This is a genomic window from Ramlibacter sp. (assembly GCF_050250995.1).
In the GTDB taxonomy this organism is placed as follows: Bacteria; Pseudomonadota; Gammaproteobacteria; order Burkholderiales; family Burkholderiaceae_C; genus Ramlibacter.
Map to the genome: position 1 here is coordinate 1 of NZ_JBFWNP010000034.1, position 19,044 is coordinate 19,044.

Annotated in this window: 12 protein-coding genes; 4 read left to right on the forward strand and 8 right to left on the reverse strand. The window is 69.5% G+C overall.

Going from position 1 to position 19,044, the window contains the following annotated elements; all coding sequences use genetic code 11:
- The 3 genes from AB7E83_RS19290 to tssA all read left to right on the forward strand — a co-directional run.
- The coding region (locus tag AB7E83_RS19290) for a DotU family type IV/VI secretion system protein (protein WP_428572365.1) at positions 1-545 on the forward strand (545 nt) is incomplete at its 5' end.
- Positions 539-4,630 (forward strand): type VI secretion system protein, encoded by a 4,092-nt coding sequence (locus AB7E83_RS19295; protein WP_428572367.1) that lies wholly within the window; start codon positions 539-541, stop codon positions 4,628-4,630. The genes AB7E83_RS19290 and AB7E83_RS19295, both read left to right, overlap by 7 nt.
- Before the next feature lie 4 nt (positions 4,631-4,634).
- On the forward strand, positions 4,635-5,759 hold the full coding sequence (gene tssA, locus AB7E83_RS19300) for a type VI secretion system protein TssA (protein ID WP_428572369.1): 1,125 nt from the start codon (positions 4,635-4,637) through the stop codon (positions 5,757-5,759).
- On the opposite strand, the gene AB7E83_RS19305 is transcribed toward tssA, so the two are convergent.
- From AB7E83_RS19305 to dapC, 8 genes are all read right to left on the reverse strand, one after another.
- On the reverse strand, positions 5,756-6,277 hold the full coding sequence (locus AB7E83_RS19305) for a hypothetical protein (RefSeq protein WP_428572372.1): 522 nt from the start codon (positions 6,275-6,277) through the stop codon (positions 5,756-5,758). The two genes, tssA and AB7E83_RS19305, sit on opposite strands and share 4 nt — an antisense overlap.
- 7 nt (positions 6,278-6,284) lie before the next feature.
- Complete coding sequence (locus AB7E83_RS19310; protein WP_428572374.1) at positions 6,285-8,306, reverse strand: ABC-F family ATP-binding cassette domain-containing protein; 2,022 nt, start codon at positions 8,304-8,306, stop codon at positions 6,285-6,287.
- A complete protein-coding gene (locus AB7E83_RS19315; protein WP_428572376.1) occupies positions 8,303-9,532 on the reverse strand; it encodes a cystathionine gamma-synthase family protein in 1,230 nt (409 codons plus the stop codon). Before AB7E83_RS19315 ends, AB7E83_RS19310 begins: the two co-directional genes overlap by 4 nt.
- A 157-nt stretch (positions 9,533-9,689) precedes the next feature.
- On the reverse strand, positions 9,690-10,553 hold the full coding sequence (gene prmB, locus AB7E83_RS19320; RefSeq protein ID WP_428572378.1) for a 50S ribosomal protein L3 N(5)-glutamine methyltransferase: 864 nt from the start codon (positions 10,551-10,553) through the stop codon (positions 9,690-9,692).
- Positions 10,550-11,701 carry a succinyl-diaminopimelate desuccinylase gene (gene dapE / locus AB7E83_RS19325; RefSeq protein WP_428572380.1) on the reverse strand — a complete coding sequence of 384 codons (1,152 nt, stop codon included), beginning with the start codon at positions 11,699-11,701 and terminating at the stop codon, positions 10,550-10,552. Before dapE ends, prmB begins: the two co-directional genes overlap by 4 nt.
- 16 nt (positions 11,702-11,717) lie before the next feature.
- The gene (locus AB7E83_RS19330) at positions 11,718-12,872 is read right to left on the reverse strand and encodes a PilT/PilU family type 4a pilus ATPase (RefSeq protein WP_428572383.1); all 1,155 of its coding nucleotides are present in this window, start codon (positions 12,870-12,872) and stop codon (positions 11,718-11,720) included.
- Between the two features lie 45 nt (positions 12,873-12,917).
- Positions 12,918-13,742, reverse strand: a complete 825-nt coding sequence (dapD, locus tag AB7E83_RS19335; protein ID WP_428572385.1) for a 2,3,4,5-tetrahydropyridine-2,6-dicarboxylate N-succinyltransferase — start codon at positions 13,740-13,742, stop codon at positions 12,918-12,920.
- A complete protein-coding gene (dapC, locus tag AB7E83_RS19340) occupies positions 13,739-14,959 on the reverse strand; it encodes a succinyldiaminopimelate transaminase (RefSeq protein WP_428572387.1) in 1,221 nt (406 codons plus the stop codon). Before dapC ends, dapD begins: the two co-directional genes overlap by 4 nt.
- Positions 14,960-15,093: 134 nt before the next feature.
- Here dapC and AB7E83_RS19345 point away from each other — a divergent pair, with 134 nt between their 5' ends.
- On the forward strand, positions 15,094-19,026 hold the full coding sequence (locus AB7E83_RS19345) for an AAA family ATPase (protein WP_428572389.1): 3,933 nt from the start codon (positions 15,094-15,096) through the stop codon (positions 19,024-19,026).
- The last annotated feature ends 18 nt before the right edge of the window (positions 19,027-19,044 follow it).

The following is a 19,044-nucleotide window of genomic DNA, read 5'->3' on the forward strand; positions in this document are numbered from 1 at the left end:
TCCTCAAGGCCGCGCTCGCCGACGAACTGCTCCTGTCGACCGACTGGGCCGGCCGCGACCACTGGCACCACGTGCTGCTCGAGGCCAACCTCTTTCGCACGAGCCACGCCGGCGACAAGGTGTTCCAGGAGATCGAGCAGATCCTCACCGCGCGCGAATCGACGCAGCGCAACCTGGCGCGCCTGTACCTCTACGCGCTCTCGCTCGGCTTCCAGGGCCGCTACCGGGGCAGCGGCAACCTCGACCCGCTGCAGGAGTTCCGCCGCGAGCTCTACCAGTTCATCTACCAGCGCGCGCCCGACATGCAGTCGAGCCGCGAGAAGTCGCTTTCCGAGCGCGCCTACGCGAGCACGCTGTCGTCGATGTCGGGGCGGCGCCTGCCGAGCCTGAGCCGGTGGTGGGTGGCGATGGCGCTGGTGCTGCTGGCGATCTTCGCGGCCTCGCAGGTGCTGTGGATGTGGCAGTCGTGGCCGGTGCGCCGCGCGCTCGACACCACGACCGCAGCGATTGAAAAGCCGGCCGGCGAAGGAGCGGCGACATGCTGAACTTCCTCGCCGACAACCTGGTGATCGTCGCCCTCCTGGGCCTCACCGCGATCGCCATCCTGCTGCTGGGCCTGGTTTTCTGGGCGGCCGTGCAGAACGAAGAGGCGGCCAAGAAGCGCGCGTCGCAGCCCAAGCGGCCGCAGATGAAGCTCGAGTCGCTCAAGCAGTCGTTCCGCGGCGCGGTCGAGCTGATCGAGAACAACCTCGTCGGCCGCTCCGAGCGCTACAACCTCGCCTGGAGCGTGGTGCTCAACGAAGGCGAGACCGAGGGGCCGCTGCCGATCATGCAGTCGGGCCTGCCCTCCGCGCTGGGCACGGACTCCACCATTTCCACGGCCGCCGCCGGCATCCAGTGGAACTTCTTCGACAAGGGCGTGGCCGTCCAGCTGCAGTCCGCCTACCTCGGCGCGCAGGACGACCAGGGCCGCGAAGAGCAGAAGACCTGGGACGAATTCCTGGGCCTGTGCCGCGGCTACCGGCCGGACCGCCCGTTCGACTCCATCGTGCTGGCGATCCCGGCGCGGCAACTGCTCGCGAGCGATGCGCAGGCGCAGCTCGAACTGGTCGCGCGCGCCAAGGCCATCCACCGGCGCCTGTGGCTCGCGCAGAACCGCTTCGCGCTGCGCTTCCCGATCTACCTCGTGGTCTCGGGCTGCGACCAGATCGCGGGCTTCAGCCGGTTCGCGGCGGCGCTGCCCGAGGGCATGCGGCGCGGCCTGCTCGGCTGGTCCTCGCCCTTCGAAGTGGGCGCGCCGTACCAGCCCCAGTGGGTCGACCAGGGCATGGACGACGTCACGCGCGACGTGTCCGATGCGACGTCCGAGCTGTGCGCGCTCGAGTCGCCCGACTCGAACAGCGCCGACTACTTCATGCTGGCGACGGACATAGAGCGCCTGCGCCCCGGCCTGAAGCTGTTCATGGACGAACTGATGCGCCCGAGCGCGTATCACGAGCCCTTCATCTTCCGCGGCTTCTATCTCACGGGCGACTGCAGCGCGATGGCCGAACTGCTCGGGACGGGCCAGCATGCGCGCCTGGCCGGCCCCGACGTGGAGCAGGACGAGGAATTCGAACAACTCCCCGACGAAACCTCCGACGGCCTCACGGCGCTGCCGTCGCCGGTGATGACCTCCACCGAGCTCGAGCCCGCCTTCCTGCGCGACATCTTCGAGAAGAAGGTGTTCCCCGAGGCCGGCCTCGCGCGCGCCTCGACCACGCAGCGCATGCGCCATTCGGCCGTCGGCAGCGCCCTGCGCTGGAGCGCGGCGGCCATCGTCGCGGTGTGGGTGTGCGGCCTCGCGTGGGCGACCTACAGCCTCAACGATTCGTCGAAGCAGATCCTCGCGGCGCTCGACCAGCTCGAACGCGACACGCGCGCGTCGCTGCAGGAGCAGCGCAACGAGACCTTCGACCTCGACGGCAGCCGCCGCCGCACGCTCGCGACGCTCAGCCTCATGGAGCGCGTGGATGCCAATGACCTGTGGTCGGTGTTCATGCCGGGCTCGTGGAGTTCGTTCGACTCGGTCCAGGAGCGGCTGAAGAAGAAGCTCGAAAGCAGCTTCTCGCGCAACTCCGTGCAGCCGCTGCGGCTGTCGTTCTATGCGCGCATGAGCCAGCTCACCGGCACGCCGCTCGACTCGGCGACGGGCCAGCCCATCGTCGGCGCCAGCTGCAACTGGCGCGGCGGCGTAACCGCGAGCACGGGCCGGCCGGTGCTGAATCCGGAGGACCTGCCCGAGTTCCAGGCGGTCCTGCACTACGTGACCCAGATCGAGGAACTCGACCGCGCCGTGCGCGCCTTCGAACGCCTGCGCGAAGGCACGCCGTCCGGTGCGCAAGACCTCAACCTCGTCGTGCGCACGCTCATGGGCGTTCAGTTGCCCGGCGATGCGTCGCGCACCGCGGCGCTGTTCCACCAGCACGCGAAGGCGGCGCCGCCGCTGCAGCCCGTGGCCATGGAGGCAGCCGCGCGATGCGGCTTCCAGCAGGCCATGCGCGCCCTGCACGAGCGCCTGTTCGAGCGCAACGACCTGCTCGCGGCCGAACGCGCCATGATGGACCGCATCAACGGCATGATGGCCGACTCCACCATGGCGCAGCCCGCCGTCATGCTCGCCGGCTGGCAGGGCGTGCTCGATGCGATGCGCGAGGAAGAGGCGCTGTTCGCGCCCGGCAAGGGCGCCTGGGTGCGCCGCCGCACGCTGTCGCTCGGCGGCCCCTACGACGCGCTGCTGCAGCGCGCGCAGGCCGTCGCGCTGATCGGCCGGAGCGAATCGGAAGACGCGCGCCGCAAGGCCGAAGAGCACATGGGCCGCTTCCTCGCCGCCTGGGACGACGTGCAGAACGACCGCCGCGCCGTGCCCGGCCGTGGCCTGCGCTGGCTCGAGGCGGAGAACAAGTGGGCATTCTCCGAAGAGCGCGCCGCCATCCGCGACTCGCTCGGCAACCTGCTGGGCCAGGCCTACATGCGCCCCGGCCGCGGCAAGCTGCCCGACGTGCCGAACATGGCCTCGGTCATGTGGGACCGCGCGCGGCTTGACCAGGCGCTCGCGTATGCCGACGCCCGCAAGAAGTTCCAGACCGAGCTGCTGCCCAAGTTCCCGCCCATGATGCAGCAGGGCGTGGAGCGCACGGTCAACGCGGTGCTCGCCGAGCAGATCGTCGACGTCGTCGCGCAGGGCATGGTGCTCACCGAGCGCTCCAGCCAGGTCTCGGCCATCGCCGACGCCGACCGGCAACGCGTCGTGCGCATTCGCGTGCTGCTCGCCGAGCTCGGCGCCCGCCTGCCCGGCGAGACGCTCGCGGCCGTGCTGGTGCGCGATGCCAAGGCGAGGCTGCGCGCCCTCGACGAGACCTTCGCGCAGGGCGAGGTGTTCGTGCCGCGCGAGCTGCGCGCCTGGACCGGCGAGAAGGGCCCGCTCGTGAGCGCCTTCGGCACCGGCGACTCGATGGGGCTTGCCGCCTACGTCGCGCAGCAGCAGGCCTTCGTCGACAGCTCCGCCCGGGAAGCCGAGGCATTGCTCGCGGCCATGGAGGGCAGCGAGAACGCCGACGCCACGGTCAACCGCTGGCGCGGCATCGTGGCCGACGTGGCGAAGTACCGGCTGAAGAGCCCGGCGAGCAACCTGCAGCAGCTCGAGCAGTTCATCCTCAACGCCTCGGCCGACATCGACCTCGCCAACTGCACGGACAAGCTCTCGCGCATGGCGCAGCGCCGCAGCGGCGACGTCTTCGGCGAGCGCCTCGTCAACCTGCAGGTTCGCCTGGTCCAGCGCTGCCGCGAGTTGCGCACCACCGAGAACCGCGACGGCTGGATGAAGTTCGTGGAGGTCTTCAACCGCGACGTGGCGGGCCGCGTGCCCTTCAAGACCGGCGCGCCGCTGGCCGCCGACCGCTATGCCGACCTCGACGAGGTGGCGTCCGCGCTGAAGGCCTACGAGCGCGCCGCCAAGTCGGTCGAGCGTAACGCGGCCACCCAGCAGGTGAAGCGTTTCGACGAGCAGATGGAGCGCGTGAAGACCTTCATGGCGCCGCTCTTCACCGCCGAGGAAGGCGCGGCGCAGGGCTACGACCTCGCCGTCGACTTCCGCGCCAATCCGCAGGCGGAGATCGAGGGCAACAAGATCATCGAATGGTCGGTGAGCGTCGGCGGGCACACGCTCAAGCAGCGCGAGCCGGTGCGGCCGCTGCGCTGGGAGCCGGGCACGCCGATCGTCGTGAGCATGCGCCTCGCGCGCGACGGCCCGGTGGCGCCGGTCGCCGATCCGCTGCAGCCCGCGATGGTGGTCGAGGACCGCACGGTCACCTATCGCTTCACGGACCCGTGGTCGCTCTTCAGCTTCATCACCTCGCACCGCGAGGCCGAGGGTCAGAACCGCGGCGACGCGAAGACGCAGCTGCTGCGTTTCGAGTTCCCGATCGTGAGCAGCGGCGATCCGCTCAAGGGCTCCGCGGACAGCCGCGCCCGCGTCTTCCTGCGCCTGGCCGTGTCGCCGGCGGGCAAGAAGAGCCCGCTCGCCTGGCCCGGCACCTTCCCGACACGCGCCCCCGAGTGGACCGCCTCCACCGAAACCGTGAACCGCTGATTCGATGAACGCCATGTTGTCCCCCGTGCCCGAGACGCTGCTGCAGGCGCTCTCGCCCGACGAGCCCTGCGGGCCGTCGATGCGCTACGACCCGCTTTTCACGGAAGTGCGGCTCGCGCGCGAGGAGGACGATCCTTCCCTGCCCATGGGGCAATGGCAGCGTCCGCTGAAGAAGGCCGACTGGGGCATGATCGAGCAGCGCTGCACGACCTTTCTCACCCACAAGTCCAAGGACCTGCAGATCGCCGCCTGGCTGCTGGAGGCGTGGACGCGGCAGAAGGGCTGGGCGGGGTTCTCGAAGGGCCTGGGCCTCCTGCGCGAACTCGCGACGCAGTACTGGGACGGGCTGCATCCGCGCATCGACGAGGATGGCGATGCCGACGCCCGCGTCGCGCCCTTCCAGTGGCTCAATGAGTCGCTGCCGCTCACGCTCAAGGTCCACGTCACGCTGATCTCGCTGCCCGGCAACAAGCCCTCGAAGGTGACGCTGGCCGACTGGGAGCGCATGACGCACGAGGAGCTCACGGGCGGCGTGTCGCCGCGGCCGGGGGCCGACCCCGACGAAGAGCCGCTCACGCGCGCGCAGGTGCAGTTCCTGGCGGCCGGCGACCCGAGCGGCGCGCATGCCGCGCATCTCGCGCAGGTGCGCGAATGCATCGTGCATCTCGCCGCGCTCGACCGCCTGCTCGACGACAAGCTGGGCACCGACGCGCCCAATCTGCACAAGGTGCTGGGCACGCTCGAGGCGGCCGAGCGCGTGCTGCTGCAACTGGTGCCGGCGCCGGAGCCGGAGGTGCAAGCCGAACCCCTGGCATCGTCCGAACACACCGGCGAGGCCGGGCCATCGCCCGAAGGATCTTCCGTGCCGTCGCCCATTCCCTTCATTCCGCGCGCACCCATGCAACCCATTCGACTCGACGGCGTGACCAACCGCGAAGAGGCGTACCGCGCACTCGAAGCGCTAGCCGAATACCTGGGCACCATCGAGCCGCACAGCCCGACGCCGTACCTCATTCGCCGCGCGGTCAACTGGGGCCGCATGCCGCTGCCCGAGCTGATGCAGGAGATCCTGCGGGAAGAGGGCGACCTGAACCGGATGACGCAGCTGCTGGGGCTGAACCGGGACTAGCGAGGCTCCGGCAAGCCGCGAGAAGCCGTCGGCGCCGGCAACGCCAACTGCGCCGACTTGCACACCGCCACGCAGTCGCGGATGTGCTGCTCCCCGAGATAACGGATCGCGGAATAGCCGATCACCGCCGACAACGCCTGACCGGCGAGCGGAACGTACTTCGCGGCCTGCTTGATGGTGAGCCGCTTGCCCACGATCGCGGCGGCGCGAATCACGAGGTCGCGGGTGATGAACTTGCCGACCAGCATGGAGCCGACCACGCCCACGGCTTTCTGCACCTGATCGCGCTTGGATTGAGGCAGCCGGTCGAGTTGCTCCGGCGTCAGGCCGAACTCGGCGTTGATGGCCGGGATGAGCTTCGACAGCAGCGCCGCATCGACCAGCCAGTCGAGCCCCGGCACCGGCACTGCGCCGGCCGCGGCGCCCGCGAGCGCGCGCCGGTTGAGCATCTTGCGCGCGCGCTGGATGGTGGCAAGGAGGTTGGGGTCGCCGTCCGCGAGTTGAAGGGATGTGGCCATATCCGGCTCAATCCGGCGACACGGCCAGGTTCTCGATTTCTTCCCCGAGTTCGAGCCAGCGCGATTCGAGCGTGGCCAGCTCGTCGCCGACGGCCTTGAGTCGCCGGCCCGCGTCCGCGATCTCGGAGGGTGGCAGCGTCTGCGAGAGGCTCGCTTCGAGTTGCGCTTTCTCGGCTTCGAGCTTGGCGATACGCGCTTCGGCCTGCTCCAGCTCGCGCTTCAGCGGCTTCGCGCGCGCCGCCAGCGCCTGGCGTTGCTGGGCCTGCGCCTTTCGCTGGTCGGCGGACGAAAGTGCCGGCGCCGCGGGGGCCTTCAGCTCGGCGGCCATCGGGGCGGGCGCGGGCGGTGCGGCTTTTGCCGCGGCGTTCGACTCCCGAGACGCCTTCGCCGACTGCGAGGCCGCTTCGCGCACGCGCTTCGCCTCGTCGAGCAGGTAGCGCTGGTAGTCCTCGAGGTCGCCGTCGAACGGCGCCACCTTGCCGCGGCCGACCATCCAGAACTCGTCGCACACCGAACGCAGCAACGCTCGGTCGTGGCTCACCAGCATCACCGTGCCCTCGAACTCGTTGAGCGCGACGGCCAGCGCTTCGCGCGTGTTGAGGTCGAGGTGGTTCGTCGGCTCGTCGAGCAGCAGCAGGTTGGGGCGCTGCCACACGATCATGGCGAGCACGAGGCGCGCCTTCTCGCCGCCGCTCATGGAGCCCACGGCCTGCTGCACCATGTCGCCGGAGAAGAGGAACTGGCCGAGCCAGTTGCGCAGGTCCTGCTCGCGGTGCGAGGCGCCGATGGCCGCCGCATGCTCGCGCGCGAGGCGCACCATGTGCTCCAGCGGGGTGTCCTGCGGGCGCAGCACGTCGAGCTCCTGCTGCGCGAAATAGCCGATGGCGAGCCCCTTGCCTTCGGTGATGCTGCCGCCCAGCGGCGGCATGGTGCGCGCGATGGTCTTCACGAGCGTCGACTTGCCCTGGCCGTTCGCGCCGAGGATGCCGATGCGCTGGCCGGCCAGCACGCCGCGGTTGACGCCGGAAAGGATGGTGAGCGGCTCGCCTCCCTCCTCGCTGCGGTAGCCGAACGATGCGTCCGAGATCGCGAGCATCGGATTCGGCAGGTTCGCAGGCTCCTTGAACTCGAAGGTGAACTCGGCATCCGCCAGCACCGGCGCGATCTTTTCCATGCGCTCGAGCGCCTTCACGCGGCTTTGGGCCTGCTTCGCTTTCGTCGCCTTCGCCTTGAAGCGGTCGATGAACTTCTGCAGGTGCGCGATCTTCTCCTGCTGCTTGGAGAACGCCGACTGCTGCAGCGACAACTGCTGCGCGCGCAGCGTCTCGAAAGCGCTGTAGTTGCCGCCGTAGCGCGTGAGCTTCTGCCGGTCGATGTGCAGCGTGACGTTCGTCACCGCGTCGAGGAACTCGCGGTCGTGGCTGATGACGATCAGCGTGCCGGCATAGCGCTTGAGCCAGGCTTCGAGCCAGACCAGCGCATCGAGGTCCAGGTGATTCGTCGGCTCGTCGAGCAGCAGCAGGTCCGACGGGCTCATCAGCGCGCGGGCGAGCTGCAGGCGCATTCGCCAGCCGCCGGAGAAGCTGTTCACCGGCGCATCGAGCTGCGAAGCCTGGAAGCCGAGGCCGAGGATCAGCGACTGCGCGCGCGGCGCGGCGTCGTGCTCGCCGGCGTCCGCCAGGTCGCTGTGCGCGTGCGCGATGGCGAGTCCGTCTTCGGAGGTTTCCGCTTCGGCGAGCGCCGCGCGCAGCTCCATCAGCCGCGTGTCGCCGCCGAGCACGAATTCGGTGGCGGGCTCGTCGGTCTCGGGCATGTGCTGCTCGACCTGCGCGATGCGCCACTGCTGCGGCATCGAGAAATCGCCCGCGTCTTCGTGGAGCGTGCCGTTGAACAGGCCGAACAGGCTCGACTTGCCCGCGCCGTTGCGGCCGACCAGGCCGACCTTCTCGCCCGGATTCAGCGTCGCGGAGACGGCATCGAGCAGCACCTTCGCGCCGCGGCGAAGGGTGACGTCGCGAAGATGGATCACAGTTTCGCCAGGCCCTGTTCGAAATCGGCCTGCAGGTCGGCAATGGCCTCGATGCCGACCGACACCCGGATCAGCGATTCGGCGATGCCCATCGACTCGCGCTGAGCTGCGCCCATCTCGAAGAAGATGGTGCGCGCGGCGGGCAGGGCGAGGGTGCGGTTGTCGCCGAGGTGGCTGGACTTGATGACGAGCTTCAGTTCGTTGAGCAGTTTCGATGGATCGATGCCGTCCGCGGGTTCGAAACTCATCAGCGCGCCATTCGCCTCGAAAAGCGTTTTCGCGCGTTCATGTTCCGCGTGCGACGCGAGGCCGGGGTAATACACCTTTGCAATCTTCGGATGCTTCTCGAGCCATTGCGCGAGCGCCAGCGAATTGGAAGAGGCGCGCTCCACGCGCAGCGCCATCGTCTCGGCACCGACGGCGATCCGGTGCGCGTGTTCGGAACTCAGCGTCGCGCCGATGTCGCGCAGGCCCTTCTTGCGGATCTGCAGCAGGCCCCAGCCCGTGGGCGCGTTCTTCTTGTACGCGTCCTGGATGTTGGGATATTTCGTCCAGTCGAAGATTCCCGTATCCGTCACCGAGCCGCCCAGGGCATTGCCGTGGCCGCAGATGCCCTTGGACAGCGAATGCACGATCAGCGAGGCCTGCACGCTTTTCGGCTGGAAAAGCGCGGGCGTGGTGAGCGTGTTGTCGACGAAGTAGACGACGCCGCGTTCGGCGCAGAGCTTGCCGATGCCGGCGAGGTCGGCCACCTGGGTGCGCGGGTTCGCCACGGTTTCGACGAACACCATGCGCGTCTGCGGCGTGAGCGCTGCCGCCACGTTCGCGGCATCGGTCGCATCGACCAGCGACACGCTGCAGCCGAGCAGCTCCAGCGTCTTGAAGAAGCTGGCCGTGTTGCCGAAGAGGAAGCGGCTCGCAACGACGTGGTCGCCCGCGCGCAGCAGCGCGATCATCGTGGAGCAGATCGCCCCCATGCCGGTGGCGAAGCTCACCGTGCCGGCGGCGCCTTCCATCATCGTGATCTTGGCTTCGAGCGCGGCGGTCGTGGGGTTGCCCTGGCGGCCGTACACGTAGCCGCTCTTGTCGCCCTGGAACACGGCGCAGAGTTCGTCGGCCGTCTCGTAGCCGTAGCCGGTGGCGACATGCAGCGGCTTGTGCGTGGCGCCGTGCTCGGGGTTCCCCAGGCGGTCGGCGTGGAGAATGCGGGTGGAAATGTCGGTCATCGGGGGCAATTTTCGCAGGAAAGCGGAAGTGACTCCTTCGGCCGGATGGCTCCTTGGGGCGAGCGAGCGCGGGCGATGGTCTGTCATCGAGTGAATGACAATCTTCCGCCTCGTGGTTGATTGTCACCCACCGACGACATCGATCGCCGCGCGGAATTCAGGCCGCCAGTGCTTCGCGCGTGACGAGCAGCACCTGATCCTCACCCGCGCTCGTCTCCAGCCAGACGACTTCGAGCCGCGGAAACGCCGCCTCGAAGTGCGCGCGCTCATTCCCGATCTCCAGCACGAGAACGCCCTGCGGGCTCATCCTGGACGGCGCGTCGCGCAGCAGCGCGCGAACGAAGTCCATGCCGTCTTCGCCGCCGGCCAGCGCGATTTCGGGCTCCGCGCGGTATTCCGACGGGAGGGCGGCTATGCTGCCCGCATTCACGTAAGGCGGATTGCAGAGGATCAGGTCATACGGGCCGGGCAGGGACCGCAGCCCGTCCGAGCGCCGCAGGTGGATGCGCGACTGCATTGCATGCCGGTCGACGTTGATGCGCGCGACCTCGAGTGCATCGCCGGAAATGTCCGCGGCATCGATCTCGACTTCGGGCCACGCCATCGCCGCGAGCACCGCGAGGCTGCCGTTGCCGGTGCAAAGGTCGAGCACATGGCGGGTCGCCTCGGAGAGCCAGGCGTCGAACGCACCGTCGGCCAGCAGTTCCGCGATGAAGCTGCGCGGGACGATGACGCGCTCGTCGACGTAGAAGGGCACGCCCTGCAGCCACGCTTCGTGCGTGAGATAGGCCGCCGGCTTGCGCGTCGCGATGCGGCTGGCGATCAAAGCCGAGATCGCGGACTGTTCCTCTGCGTCGATGACTCGTTCCGCATGCTCGTCGAGCGCATCCAGCGGCAGGCCCAGCTTCCACAACACGAGCCACGCAGCCTCGTCGAATGAGTTCGTCGTGCCGTGGCCGAAAGCGACACCGGCCTCGTCGAGCCGATGCGCGCTCGCCTCGACGAGTTCGGCGAGCGTCATGTTCCCAGCGTGTTCAGGTTTTCGATCGTCCGACGGTAGATCGCCACCAGCGGATCGATGTCCGCCACGCGCACGTGCTCGTCGATCTTGTGGATGCTCGCGTTCACCGGACCGAACTCGATCACCTGCGGGCAGATGCGCGAGATGAACCGGCCGTCGCTCGTGCCGCCCGTGGTGGACAGCTCCGTCTCCACGCCGGTCGTGTCGCGAATCGCGGCCTGCACCGCATGCACCAGCGCGCCGGGCGTCGTGAGGAAGGGCTGGCCGCCCACGACCCAGTCGAGCTCGTAGTCGAGCGCGTGCCGGTCGAGAATGGCATGCACGCGCTTCTGCAATTCCTCCGCGGTGCTCACGCTCGCGAAGCGGAAGTTGAAATCGACCACGAGCCGGTTCGGGATGATGTTGGTCGCGCCCGTGCCGCCGTGGATGTTGCTGATCTGGAAGCTCGTCGGGGGAAAGAACTCGTTGCCGCGGTCCCACTCGGTCTTCGCGAGTTCGTCGAGGGCGGGCATCGCCAGGTGGATCGGGTTGCGCCCCAGCTGCGGATACGCGATATGCGCCTGCACACCCTTGACGGTGAGCTTGCCCGAGAGGCTGCCGCGGCGGCCGTTCTTGATCATGTCGCCCAGCCGCTCGACCGAGGTGGGCTCGCCGACGATGCAGTAGTCGAGCGTCTCGCCGCGCTTCTCGAGCTCGCGGCACACGACCACGGTGCCGTCGACCGACGGGCCTTCCTCGTCGCTTGTCAGCAGCAAGGCGATGTTCAAGGCGGGCGAGGGCGTGGACGCGAGGAATTCCTCGACCGCCACCGTGAACGCCGCGATCGACGTCTTCATGTCCGCCGCGCCGCGCCCGTACAGCAGGCCGTCGCAGTGCGTCGGCGTGAACGGGTCGCTGTGCCAGTGCTCGAGCGGGCCGGTGGGCACGACGTCGGTGTGGCCGGCGAAGACGAGCGTGCGTTTTCCCGTCCCCTTGCGCCGCGCCCAGAGGTTCGTCACGCGGAAGCTCTCCGGTCCGCTTGCGATGGTTTCGCAGGCGAAGCCGGCCGCCTGCAGGCGCGCCGAGAGGATCTTCTGGCAATCGCCATCGTCGGGCGTGACCGAGCGCTGTGCGATGAGTTGTTCGGTGAGGTGGAGCGCGCGGGACATCGGGTTCGCGAATCGGTCAGTGCTTCACGTCGAGCGTGATTTCCGTGAACGAGGGCGTGTCGTCGGCCTCGTCGCCATCGTCGGCCGTGTCGGCGGCCTTGTCCGCCGCGACGGCCTCGTTCTGCAGCCGCCATTGCAGGTTGGTCGGCGAGTCGGCGTAGGCGATGCCTTCCTTCTTGTCGACCACGCCGTCGATGATGAGCTTGGCGATGGCGGCCTCGAAAGTCTGCGAGCCTTCCGCCATCGACTTCTCCATCGCTTCCTTCACGCCGGAGAAGTCGCCCTTTTCGATCAGCTCGGAAATGAGCTTGGTGTTGAGCATGACCTCCACCGCGGGCGCGCGGCCGCCGTGGACCGTGCGCAGCAGGCGCTGCGAGATGATCGCCTTGAGCGCGGCGCCCAGGTCGCCGAGCATCGTGGACCGCACTTCGACCGGGTAGAACGAGAGCACGCGGTTCAAGGCCTGGTAGCTGTTGTTCGCGTGCATGGTCGCCAGGCACAGGTGGCCGGACTGCGCGTAGGCGACCGCCGCCGACATGGTCTCGCGGTCGCGGATTTCGCCGATCAGGATCACGTCGGGCGCTTGCCGCAGCGCGTTCTTGAGCGCCACGCCCAGCGATTGCGTGTCGGTCCCGACCTCGCGCTGGTTCACCACGCACTTCTTGTTCTTGAAGATGAACTCGACGGGGTCCTCGATGGTGAGGATGTGGCCGCTCGTGCTCGCGTTGCGGTGGTCCATCATGGCCGCGAGCGTCGTGCTCTTGCCCGAGCCGGTGGAGCCCACCATCAGGATCAGCCCGCGCTTTTCCATGATGAGGTCGCCCAGGATCATCGGCACGTTCAGCGAGGCGAGCTGCGGCACCTCGGCCTGGATGTAGCGGATGACAGCGGCCACGCTGCCGCGCTGGCGCATCGCCGAGAAGCGGAAGTTGCCCGCGCCCTCGATCGCATAGGCCATGTTGAGCTCGCCGGTCTCGTCGAGCTCCTCCATGCGCTTGGGCGGCAGCACCTCGGCGAGCAGGGCGCGCGTGGCGTCGGGCGGCAGGAGCTGGTTGTTGATCGGCAGGCATTGCCCGTTGATCTTGATCAGCGCCGGCGAATTGGCCGACAGGTAGACGTCGGACGCTTTCTTCTCCGACATCAGCCGCAGGATCCGCTCCATCGTGCTCATGGGTGTCCCTCAGTTCGTGTATTTCTGCCGTCCCGACGACTCCGCTCAATCCCTCAGCAGGTCGTTCAGGCTCGTCTTCGCGCGCGTCTGCGCATCGACGCGCTTGACGATGATCGCGGCGTACAGGCTGTATTTGCCGCCGTCCTTCGGGAGCGTCCCCGAGATGACGACCGAGCCCGCCGGCACGCGGCCGTAGCTCACTTCGCCCGTCGTGCGGTCGTAGATCGGCGTGCTCTGGCCGATGTAGACGCCCATCGAGAGCACGGAGTTCTCTTCGATCACCACGCCCTCGACGACCTCGGAGCGCGCGCCGATGAAGCAGTTGTCCTCGATGATCGTCGGGCCGGCCTGCAGCGGCTCGAGCACGCCGCCGATGCCGACGCCGCCCGACAGGTGGACGTGCTTGCCGATCTGCGCGCAGGAGCCCACGGTGGCCCAGGTGTCGACCATCGTGCCTTCGTCGACGTAGGCGCCGATGTTCACGTAGCTGGGCATCAGGATCGCGCCCTTGGCGATGTAGCTGCCGCGGCGCGCCACGGCCGGCGGCACCACGCGCACGCCGGTGGCCGCGAGTTCCTCGGGCGAGAGATGCGCGAACTTGGTCGGCACCTTGTCGTAGAAGCCCAGGTCGCCGGCGCGCACGACCTCGTTGTCGCGCAGGCGGAAGGACAGCAGCACGGCCTTCTTGATCCACTGGTGGACGGTCCACTGGCCCACGCCTTCGCGCGTGGCCACGCGCAGGCTGCCGTTGTTCAGTTCGGCGATGACGTGTTCCACCGCATCGGCCACCTCTTTCGGCGCGGACTTCGGCGAGAGGCTGGCGCGGTCTTCCCACGCGTTGTCGATGAGGGTCTGGAGCTGCTGGGTCATGGTGTCTGGAATTCGGTATGAATGGCGTATTGCGGATTGGATTCGACGAACTGCACGATGCGGCGCGCGGCTTCGAGGCACTCGGCGGTATCCGCCACCAGCGCCATGCGCACGCGCCCCGCGCCGGGATTGAAGCCCGCGCTCTCGCGCGCGAGGAAGCTGCCCGGCAGGACGGTCACATTGTATTGAGCGAGCAGGTCGCGGGCGAAGGCGGTGTCGCTTCCGCGGACGCCCGCCCACAGGTAGAACCCTGCGTCCGGAAGCTTCACGTCGAGGACGCGCGCGAGCAGCGGGGTCACTTCCGCGAACTTCTTGCGGTACAGGTCGCGGTTGGCGACCACGTGCGCCTCGTCGTCCCACGCGGCGATGCTGGCGGCCTGAACGGGCAGGCTCATCGCGCTGCCGTGGTAGGTGCGATAGAGCAGGAAGGGCGCGATCAGCGATGCATCGCCCGCGACGAAGCCGGAACGCATGCCGGGCACGTTGCTGCGTTTCGAGAGGCTGGTGAAAGCGAGCATGCGCGGAAAGCCTTCGCGCCCGAGCTTCGCGGCGGCCTCCAGGCCGCCGAGCGGCGGCTCGTCGCGGAAATAGATCTCGCTGTAGCACTCGTCCGAGGCGATCACGAAGCCGTGCCGGTCGGACAGCGCGAACAGCTTGCGCCACTCGTCCAGCGGCATCACCGCGCCCGTGGGGTTGCCGGGCGAGCAGACGTAGACCAGCCGCGTCCTCGCCCACACGTCGGCGGGCACGCTGTCCCAATCCACCGCGAAGTTGCGCGCCGCGTCGCTCGGCGCATACCAGGGCGTGGCCCCCGCAAGCAGGGCCGCGCCTTCGTAGATCTGGTAGAAGGGATTGGGGGTGACGACGACCGCTTCTCCGGCGGGATCGATCACCGTCTGCGCGAAGGCGAAGAGCGCCTCGCGCGTGCCGTTGACCGGCAGGATCTGCGTGGCCGGATCGAGGGCGAGGCCGTAGCGCCGCTGGAGCCATCCCGCGCACGACTGGCGCAGCTTCGGTTCGCCGGCCGTCGCCGGGTAGGCGGCAAGTCCTCCCAGCGACGAGGTGAGCGCCGTCTTGACGAATTCGGGCGTGGCGTGCTTTGGCTCGCCGATGCCGAGGCTGATGGGCGCGAGGTGGGAGGGGGGCGCGATGCCGGCGAAAAGCTCGCGCAGTCGCGCGAAGGGATAGGGCTGCAGGCGGCCCAGCAAAGGGTTCATGGGGACGATTATCCGTTCCCGCCGCCGGGTTCATCGAAGCGTTGCCGCGATTGACGCACAAGCGTCCGGATTCTATTCTAGGTCACGGGAGCGTCTGCAGCGTCCGCCAGCGGCGGGAGGAGGATGGGACAACGATGGCGAGTCCGGTCGGCCGTGAGCGGGAAAGCGGGCAGCTGGGCGCGGCGCTCGATGCGGCTCTGGCGGGCGGACGGCGCGTGGTGCTCGTCGCGGGGACGGCCGGTGTCGGCAAGAGCTCCCTGATCGCGCGGCTGCAGCCGCGCGTGGAGGCATGCGGCGGGCGCTTCGTCGCCTGCAAGTTCGATCAGAGCGCCGTGCGCGAGACCACCGCCGTGCTGCAGGCGCTCGGCACGTTCGGTCAACGGCTCGTGGAAGAGGGCAGTGCGGACGAACGCGCGCAGGTGCGCGGCGCGGTCCTGCGCGTGCTCGGGGCCAATGCGGGCCTCGCGCGCGCCGTGCCCGGATTCGCGACGCTGCTGGCGGATGTGCCCGATCCGCGCGCCGTGGATGCGGCCTATGCCGCCGCGCGCATGGCCGAAGTCGTGGCGGGGCTCCTGCGCGCAGTCGCCTCGCGCACGCAGCCGCTCGTACTTGTGCTCGACGACCTGCAATGGGGCGGCGTGCTGTGTACACGGCTGATCGATGCCGTGCTGGCCGGCCACGAAGCCGCAGGCCTGCTGGTCGTGGCGGCCTATCGCGACGACGCGATCGACGGGGCGCATCCGCTCGCGTCGGCCATCGCGCGATGGATGCAGGAGCGCAGCGGGCTGCAAATACTTGCGCTGCGCAACCTCGAGGCCGAGGCGAGCGCGCGGCTCGTCGCCTCGGCCGCCGCGCTCGCGCCGCCGCTCGCCGTCCGGCTGGCGGCGCTGCTGCAGCCCCACGCCGCCGGCAATCCATTCTACACCCTGGAGCTGCTCGCAGCGCTGCGAAGCGAATCGCTGCTGCGGGGAGAGGGGCACGCCGCCGTGTGGGACGATGCGGCGGTCCGCGATTTCCTGGCGCGCCATTCGGTCGACAGCGTCCTGGGCGCGCGCATCGCGCGCTTGCCCGCCGATGCGCGCGAGCTCCTGCGCGGGCTCGCCTTCCTGGGTCTCCAGACCCCGGAGCGCGTCGCACGCGCGGCGACGGCGCTGTGGACAGCGGCCTTCGATTCGGCCCTGCAGGTCTTGCGCGAACGCGGCTTCGTCCTGCCCGGCGGAACGCGCGACGGCACGATCCACCTGTGTCACGACAGGGTGCAGCAGGCGGCGCGGTCCAGCCTTGACGAGGGCGCGAGGCGCGAGGTGCAACTCGGCCTCGCGCGCCGGCTCGCCCGCGCGCGCGAATTCGAAGTGGCGGCCGCGGAACAGTACGTGGCCGCCGTGGACGGGATCGCGGCCGAGGAGCGGGCCTCCGCCATCGCCTTGCTGTCGGACGCGGCCGTCCGCATGCGGCGCATCGGCGGACATCCGGCAGCCTGCCGCATGCTGAAGGCGGCGCTCGAGCTGCTGGAGACGGCGCAGGCGGCAGGACAGACGGACGATGCCGAGGTGCTCGCCTGCGAGCTCGACTACCACCAGGCCCTGTACGGCGCCGGCCGCTTCGCCGAGGCCGACGCCATCTACGGCCGGATCGCGGCACGGGGTCTGGAGACCCTCGAGGTGGCCGATGCGGCGTGCTCCCAGGTCATCAGCCTCACAGGCCGCGACCGCATGCCCGAGGCGATCGCGCTGGGCCTGGCCGTGCTGCGCGAACTGGGCCTGGACGTGCCGCGCCACTTCGGCCCCGGCGCCGAATTCGAGGCGCAGTACGACGCCATGTGCGCGTGGGTCCGGTCGTTCGATCCCGAGCGCGAGGTGGCTCGCGCCGATACCGCGAGCGAGCGGATCGCGGCGACGGCGCGAATGATCGATGCCCTCATGTCGCCGGCCTTCTTCGCGAACATGCATCTGCTGGTCTGGCTGGTGTTCCGCAGCCAGCTGCTGTGGCGGGAGCACGGCCCGAGCGCGGCGCTCGTGGGGACGCTGGCGCGGGCGGGCAACGCGACGTCGACCCTGAAGGAGGACCCGCTGACCGGCTACCTGGCCGTGCGTCAGGCGCTCGAGCTCTGCGAAGCGCGCGCCTGGGAGCACGAAGCCGCGCAGGTGCGGTTCCATGCGCTGGTGCTCATGAACAACTTCGAGCCGATGGAGCGGCACGTCGCCGAGGCGATGCGCGCGCGCGAAGCGCTGCTCGCGAGCGGCGACTTGCGCAAGGCGAGCTTCAGCGCCCGCTATGCCGCCACCGGCTTGCTGCACTGCGGCGCCTCGTTGCGGCAGGCCGGCGAGGAAATCGAGGCGGCGATGGCGCTGTCGCTGCGCGCGGGCAACCGGCAGGCGGTCGCCCGCTGCCTGGCCGATCGCGAACTCGTCGGCGTGCTGCGCGGCGACCTGCCGGGGATGGCCTTCGCCTCGAACTTCGAGTCGGCGTCCGGACTGGGCGCCGCCACGCGCACGACGCAGGACTGGATGGTTGGCTATGTGGCGGTCCTGGGCGCGATCGCCTGCGCCATCCTGGGCGACGCGCCAGGACTCGCGCGGCACCTTCGCACCGTGCGGCAATCCTCGAGCACCGGCACGGCATCCGCGCACCTGAACGGCCATTTCCACTGGCTGAGCGGACTCGCCGCGGCCTACGGCATCCGGGAGGGCGCAGAGGGCGAAGTGGGCAAATCGCGAGCCGAAACGCGCGCCGACCTCGACGCCTGTTGCGAGTGGTTGCGCCAGCGCGCCATCGACGCGCCCTCGAATTTCCGGCACCTGCATCTTCACCTGCTGGGCGAGCGCGCCTGGGCGTTCGGCGACGTCGCGGCTGCGGCCCGACTGTTCGACGAGGCGATGGACGCCACCGAACCCGTCCATCGACCCTGGCATTTCGCATTGATCACCGAGCAATGCGCGCGCCTGCATCTTGCAAGCGGCTGGCACTTCTCGGGCCGCTCGCTGATGGCCGAGGCGCGGGAACTCTACCGGACCTGGGGGGCCGCGGCCAAGGTCGCCCAGCTCGACGCGGAGACCGGCGCGAACGACGGCGGCGCCGCGCGCCACTCCGCAGCCGCGCCAGCGCCCGCGCCGGCGCCGGCTCCCGACGACGTGGACGGCCTCGCGCTGCTTCGCGCGGCCCGCGCGCTGCGCACGGAACGCAGCCCCATCGAACTGCAGGCGCGGCTGGAGGAGGTGCTGGCCTGCATCGCCGGCGCGACCCACGCCGTGCTGCTGCCCTGGGACGAGGACACGCAGGCGTGGATCCCGAGCCGTGCCGAGGCATCGCCGCAGCATCGCCCCCCGGCCGCGGTGCTGCGCTATGTACGGCGCACGCGCAAGCCCTTGCTGGTGGCGGATGCCCTCGCCGACGTCCGGTTCGCCGGCGATCCCTGCTACGCCGGCCTCGCGTGCTGCTCGCTTCTGGCGGTGCCCATCGTGCACGGCGGGCGGCTGCGCGGCCTGCTGGTGCTCGAGAACCGCGGCGTTCGAGGCGGCTTCAATGCCGACCGGCTCGAGGCGGTGGAGACGATCGCGGGGCATCTGGCGGAGTCGCTGCAGTGCGGAATGCTCCTCGCGCGGCTCGAGGGCAAGGCGGGCGAGCAGACGCGCCAACTGCGCGAAGCCCAGGTGCGGCTGATGGAGGATGCGCTCCACGCGGGCCGCGCGCAGGTCGCCATCAACGTGCTGCACAACGTGGGCAACGTACTGACGAGCGTGAACGTCGCCTCGCACGTGCTCGTCGATCGCGTGCATGGATCGCGCAGCGCGCGCGTAGCGGACCTCGCGTGGCTGGTCGAGACGCGCGTCCGCGAGCCGGCCTTCTTCGGCGAAGGGGGCGCCGGACGGCTGCTGCCGGGCTACGTCCGGCAACTGGCCGAAGCGCTCGGGGCCGAGCGCGATGCCTTGCTGGCCGAGCTGCGGACGATCGACGCGAGCATCGGCGACATCCGCGACGTGATCGCCCGCCAGCAGTCGTACGCGGTGGCGCATCCGATCCGGTCCGGCCTGCCGGAACGCACCCCGTCCTCGCTCTCGACGACCTGACGGCCGCTTTCGGCCGGC

What these genes read in the sequence shown, in the direction of transcription:
- AB7E83_RS19330 (WP_428572383.1), bottom strand. Translation starts at nt 12,872, where the DNA reads ATGAGCACGATGGAGCGGATCCTGCGGCTGATGTCGGAGAAGAAAGCG.
- prmB (WP_428572378.1), bottom strand. Translation starts at nt 10,553, where the DNA reads ATGACGCTCGCCGAACTCGTCGAGGCGAGCGCGCATCGGCTCGACGAG.
- AB7E83_RS19315 (WP_428572376.1), bottom strand. Translation starts at nt 9,532, where the DNA reads ATGACCGACATTTCCACCCGCATTCTCCACGCCGACCGCCTGGGGAAC.
- AB7E83_RS19305 (WP_428572372.1), bottom strand. Translation starts at nt 6,277, where the DNA reads ATGGCCACATCCCTTCAACTCGCGGACGGCGACCCCAACCTCCTTGCC.
- dapD (WP_428572385.1), bottom strand. Translation starts at nt 13,742, where the DNA reads ATGACCCAGCAGCTCCAGACCCTCATCGACAACGCGTGGGAAGACCGC.
- tssA (WP_428572369.1), top strand. Translation starts at nt 4,635, where the DNA reads ATGAACGCCATGTTGTCCCCCGTGCCCGAGACGCTGCTGCAGGCGCTC.
- dapE (WP_428572380.1), bottom strand. Translation starts at nt 11,701, where the DNA reads ATGTCCCGCGCGCTCCACCTCACCGAACAACTCATCGCACAGCGCTCG.
- AB7E83_RS19345 (WP_428572389.1), top strand. Translation starts at nt 15,094, where the DNA reads ATGGCGAGTCCGGTCGGCCGTGAGCGGGAAAGCGGGCAGCTGGGCGCG.
- AB7E83_RS19295 (WP_428572367.1), top strand. Translation starts at nt 539, where the DNA reads ATGCTGAACTTCCTCGCCGACAACCTGGTGATCGTCGCCCTCCTGGGC.
- dapC (WP_428572387.1), bottom strand. Translation starts at nt 14,959, where the DNA reads ATGAACCCTTTGCTGGGCCGCCTGCAGCCCTATCCCTTCGCGCGACTG.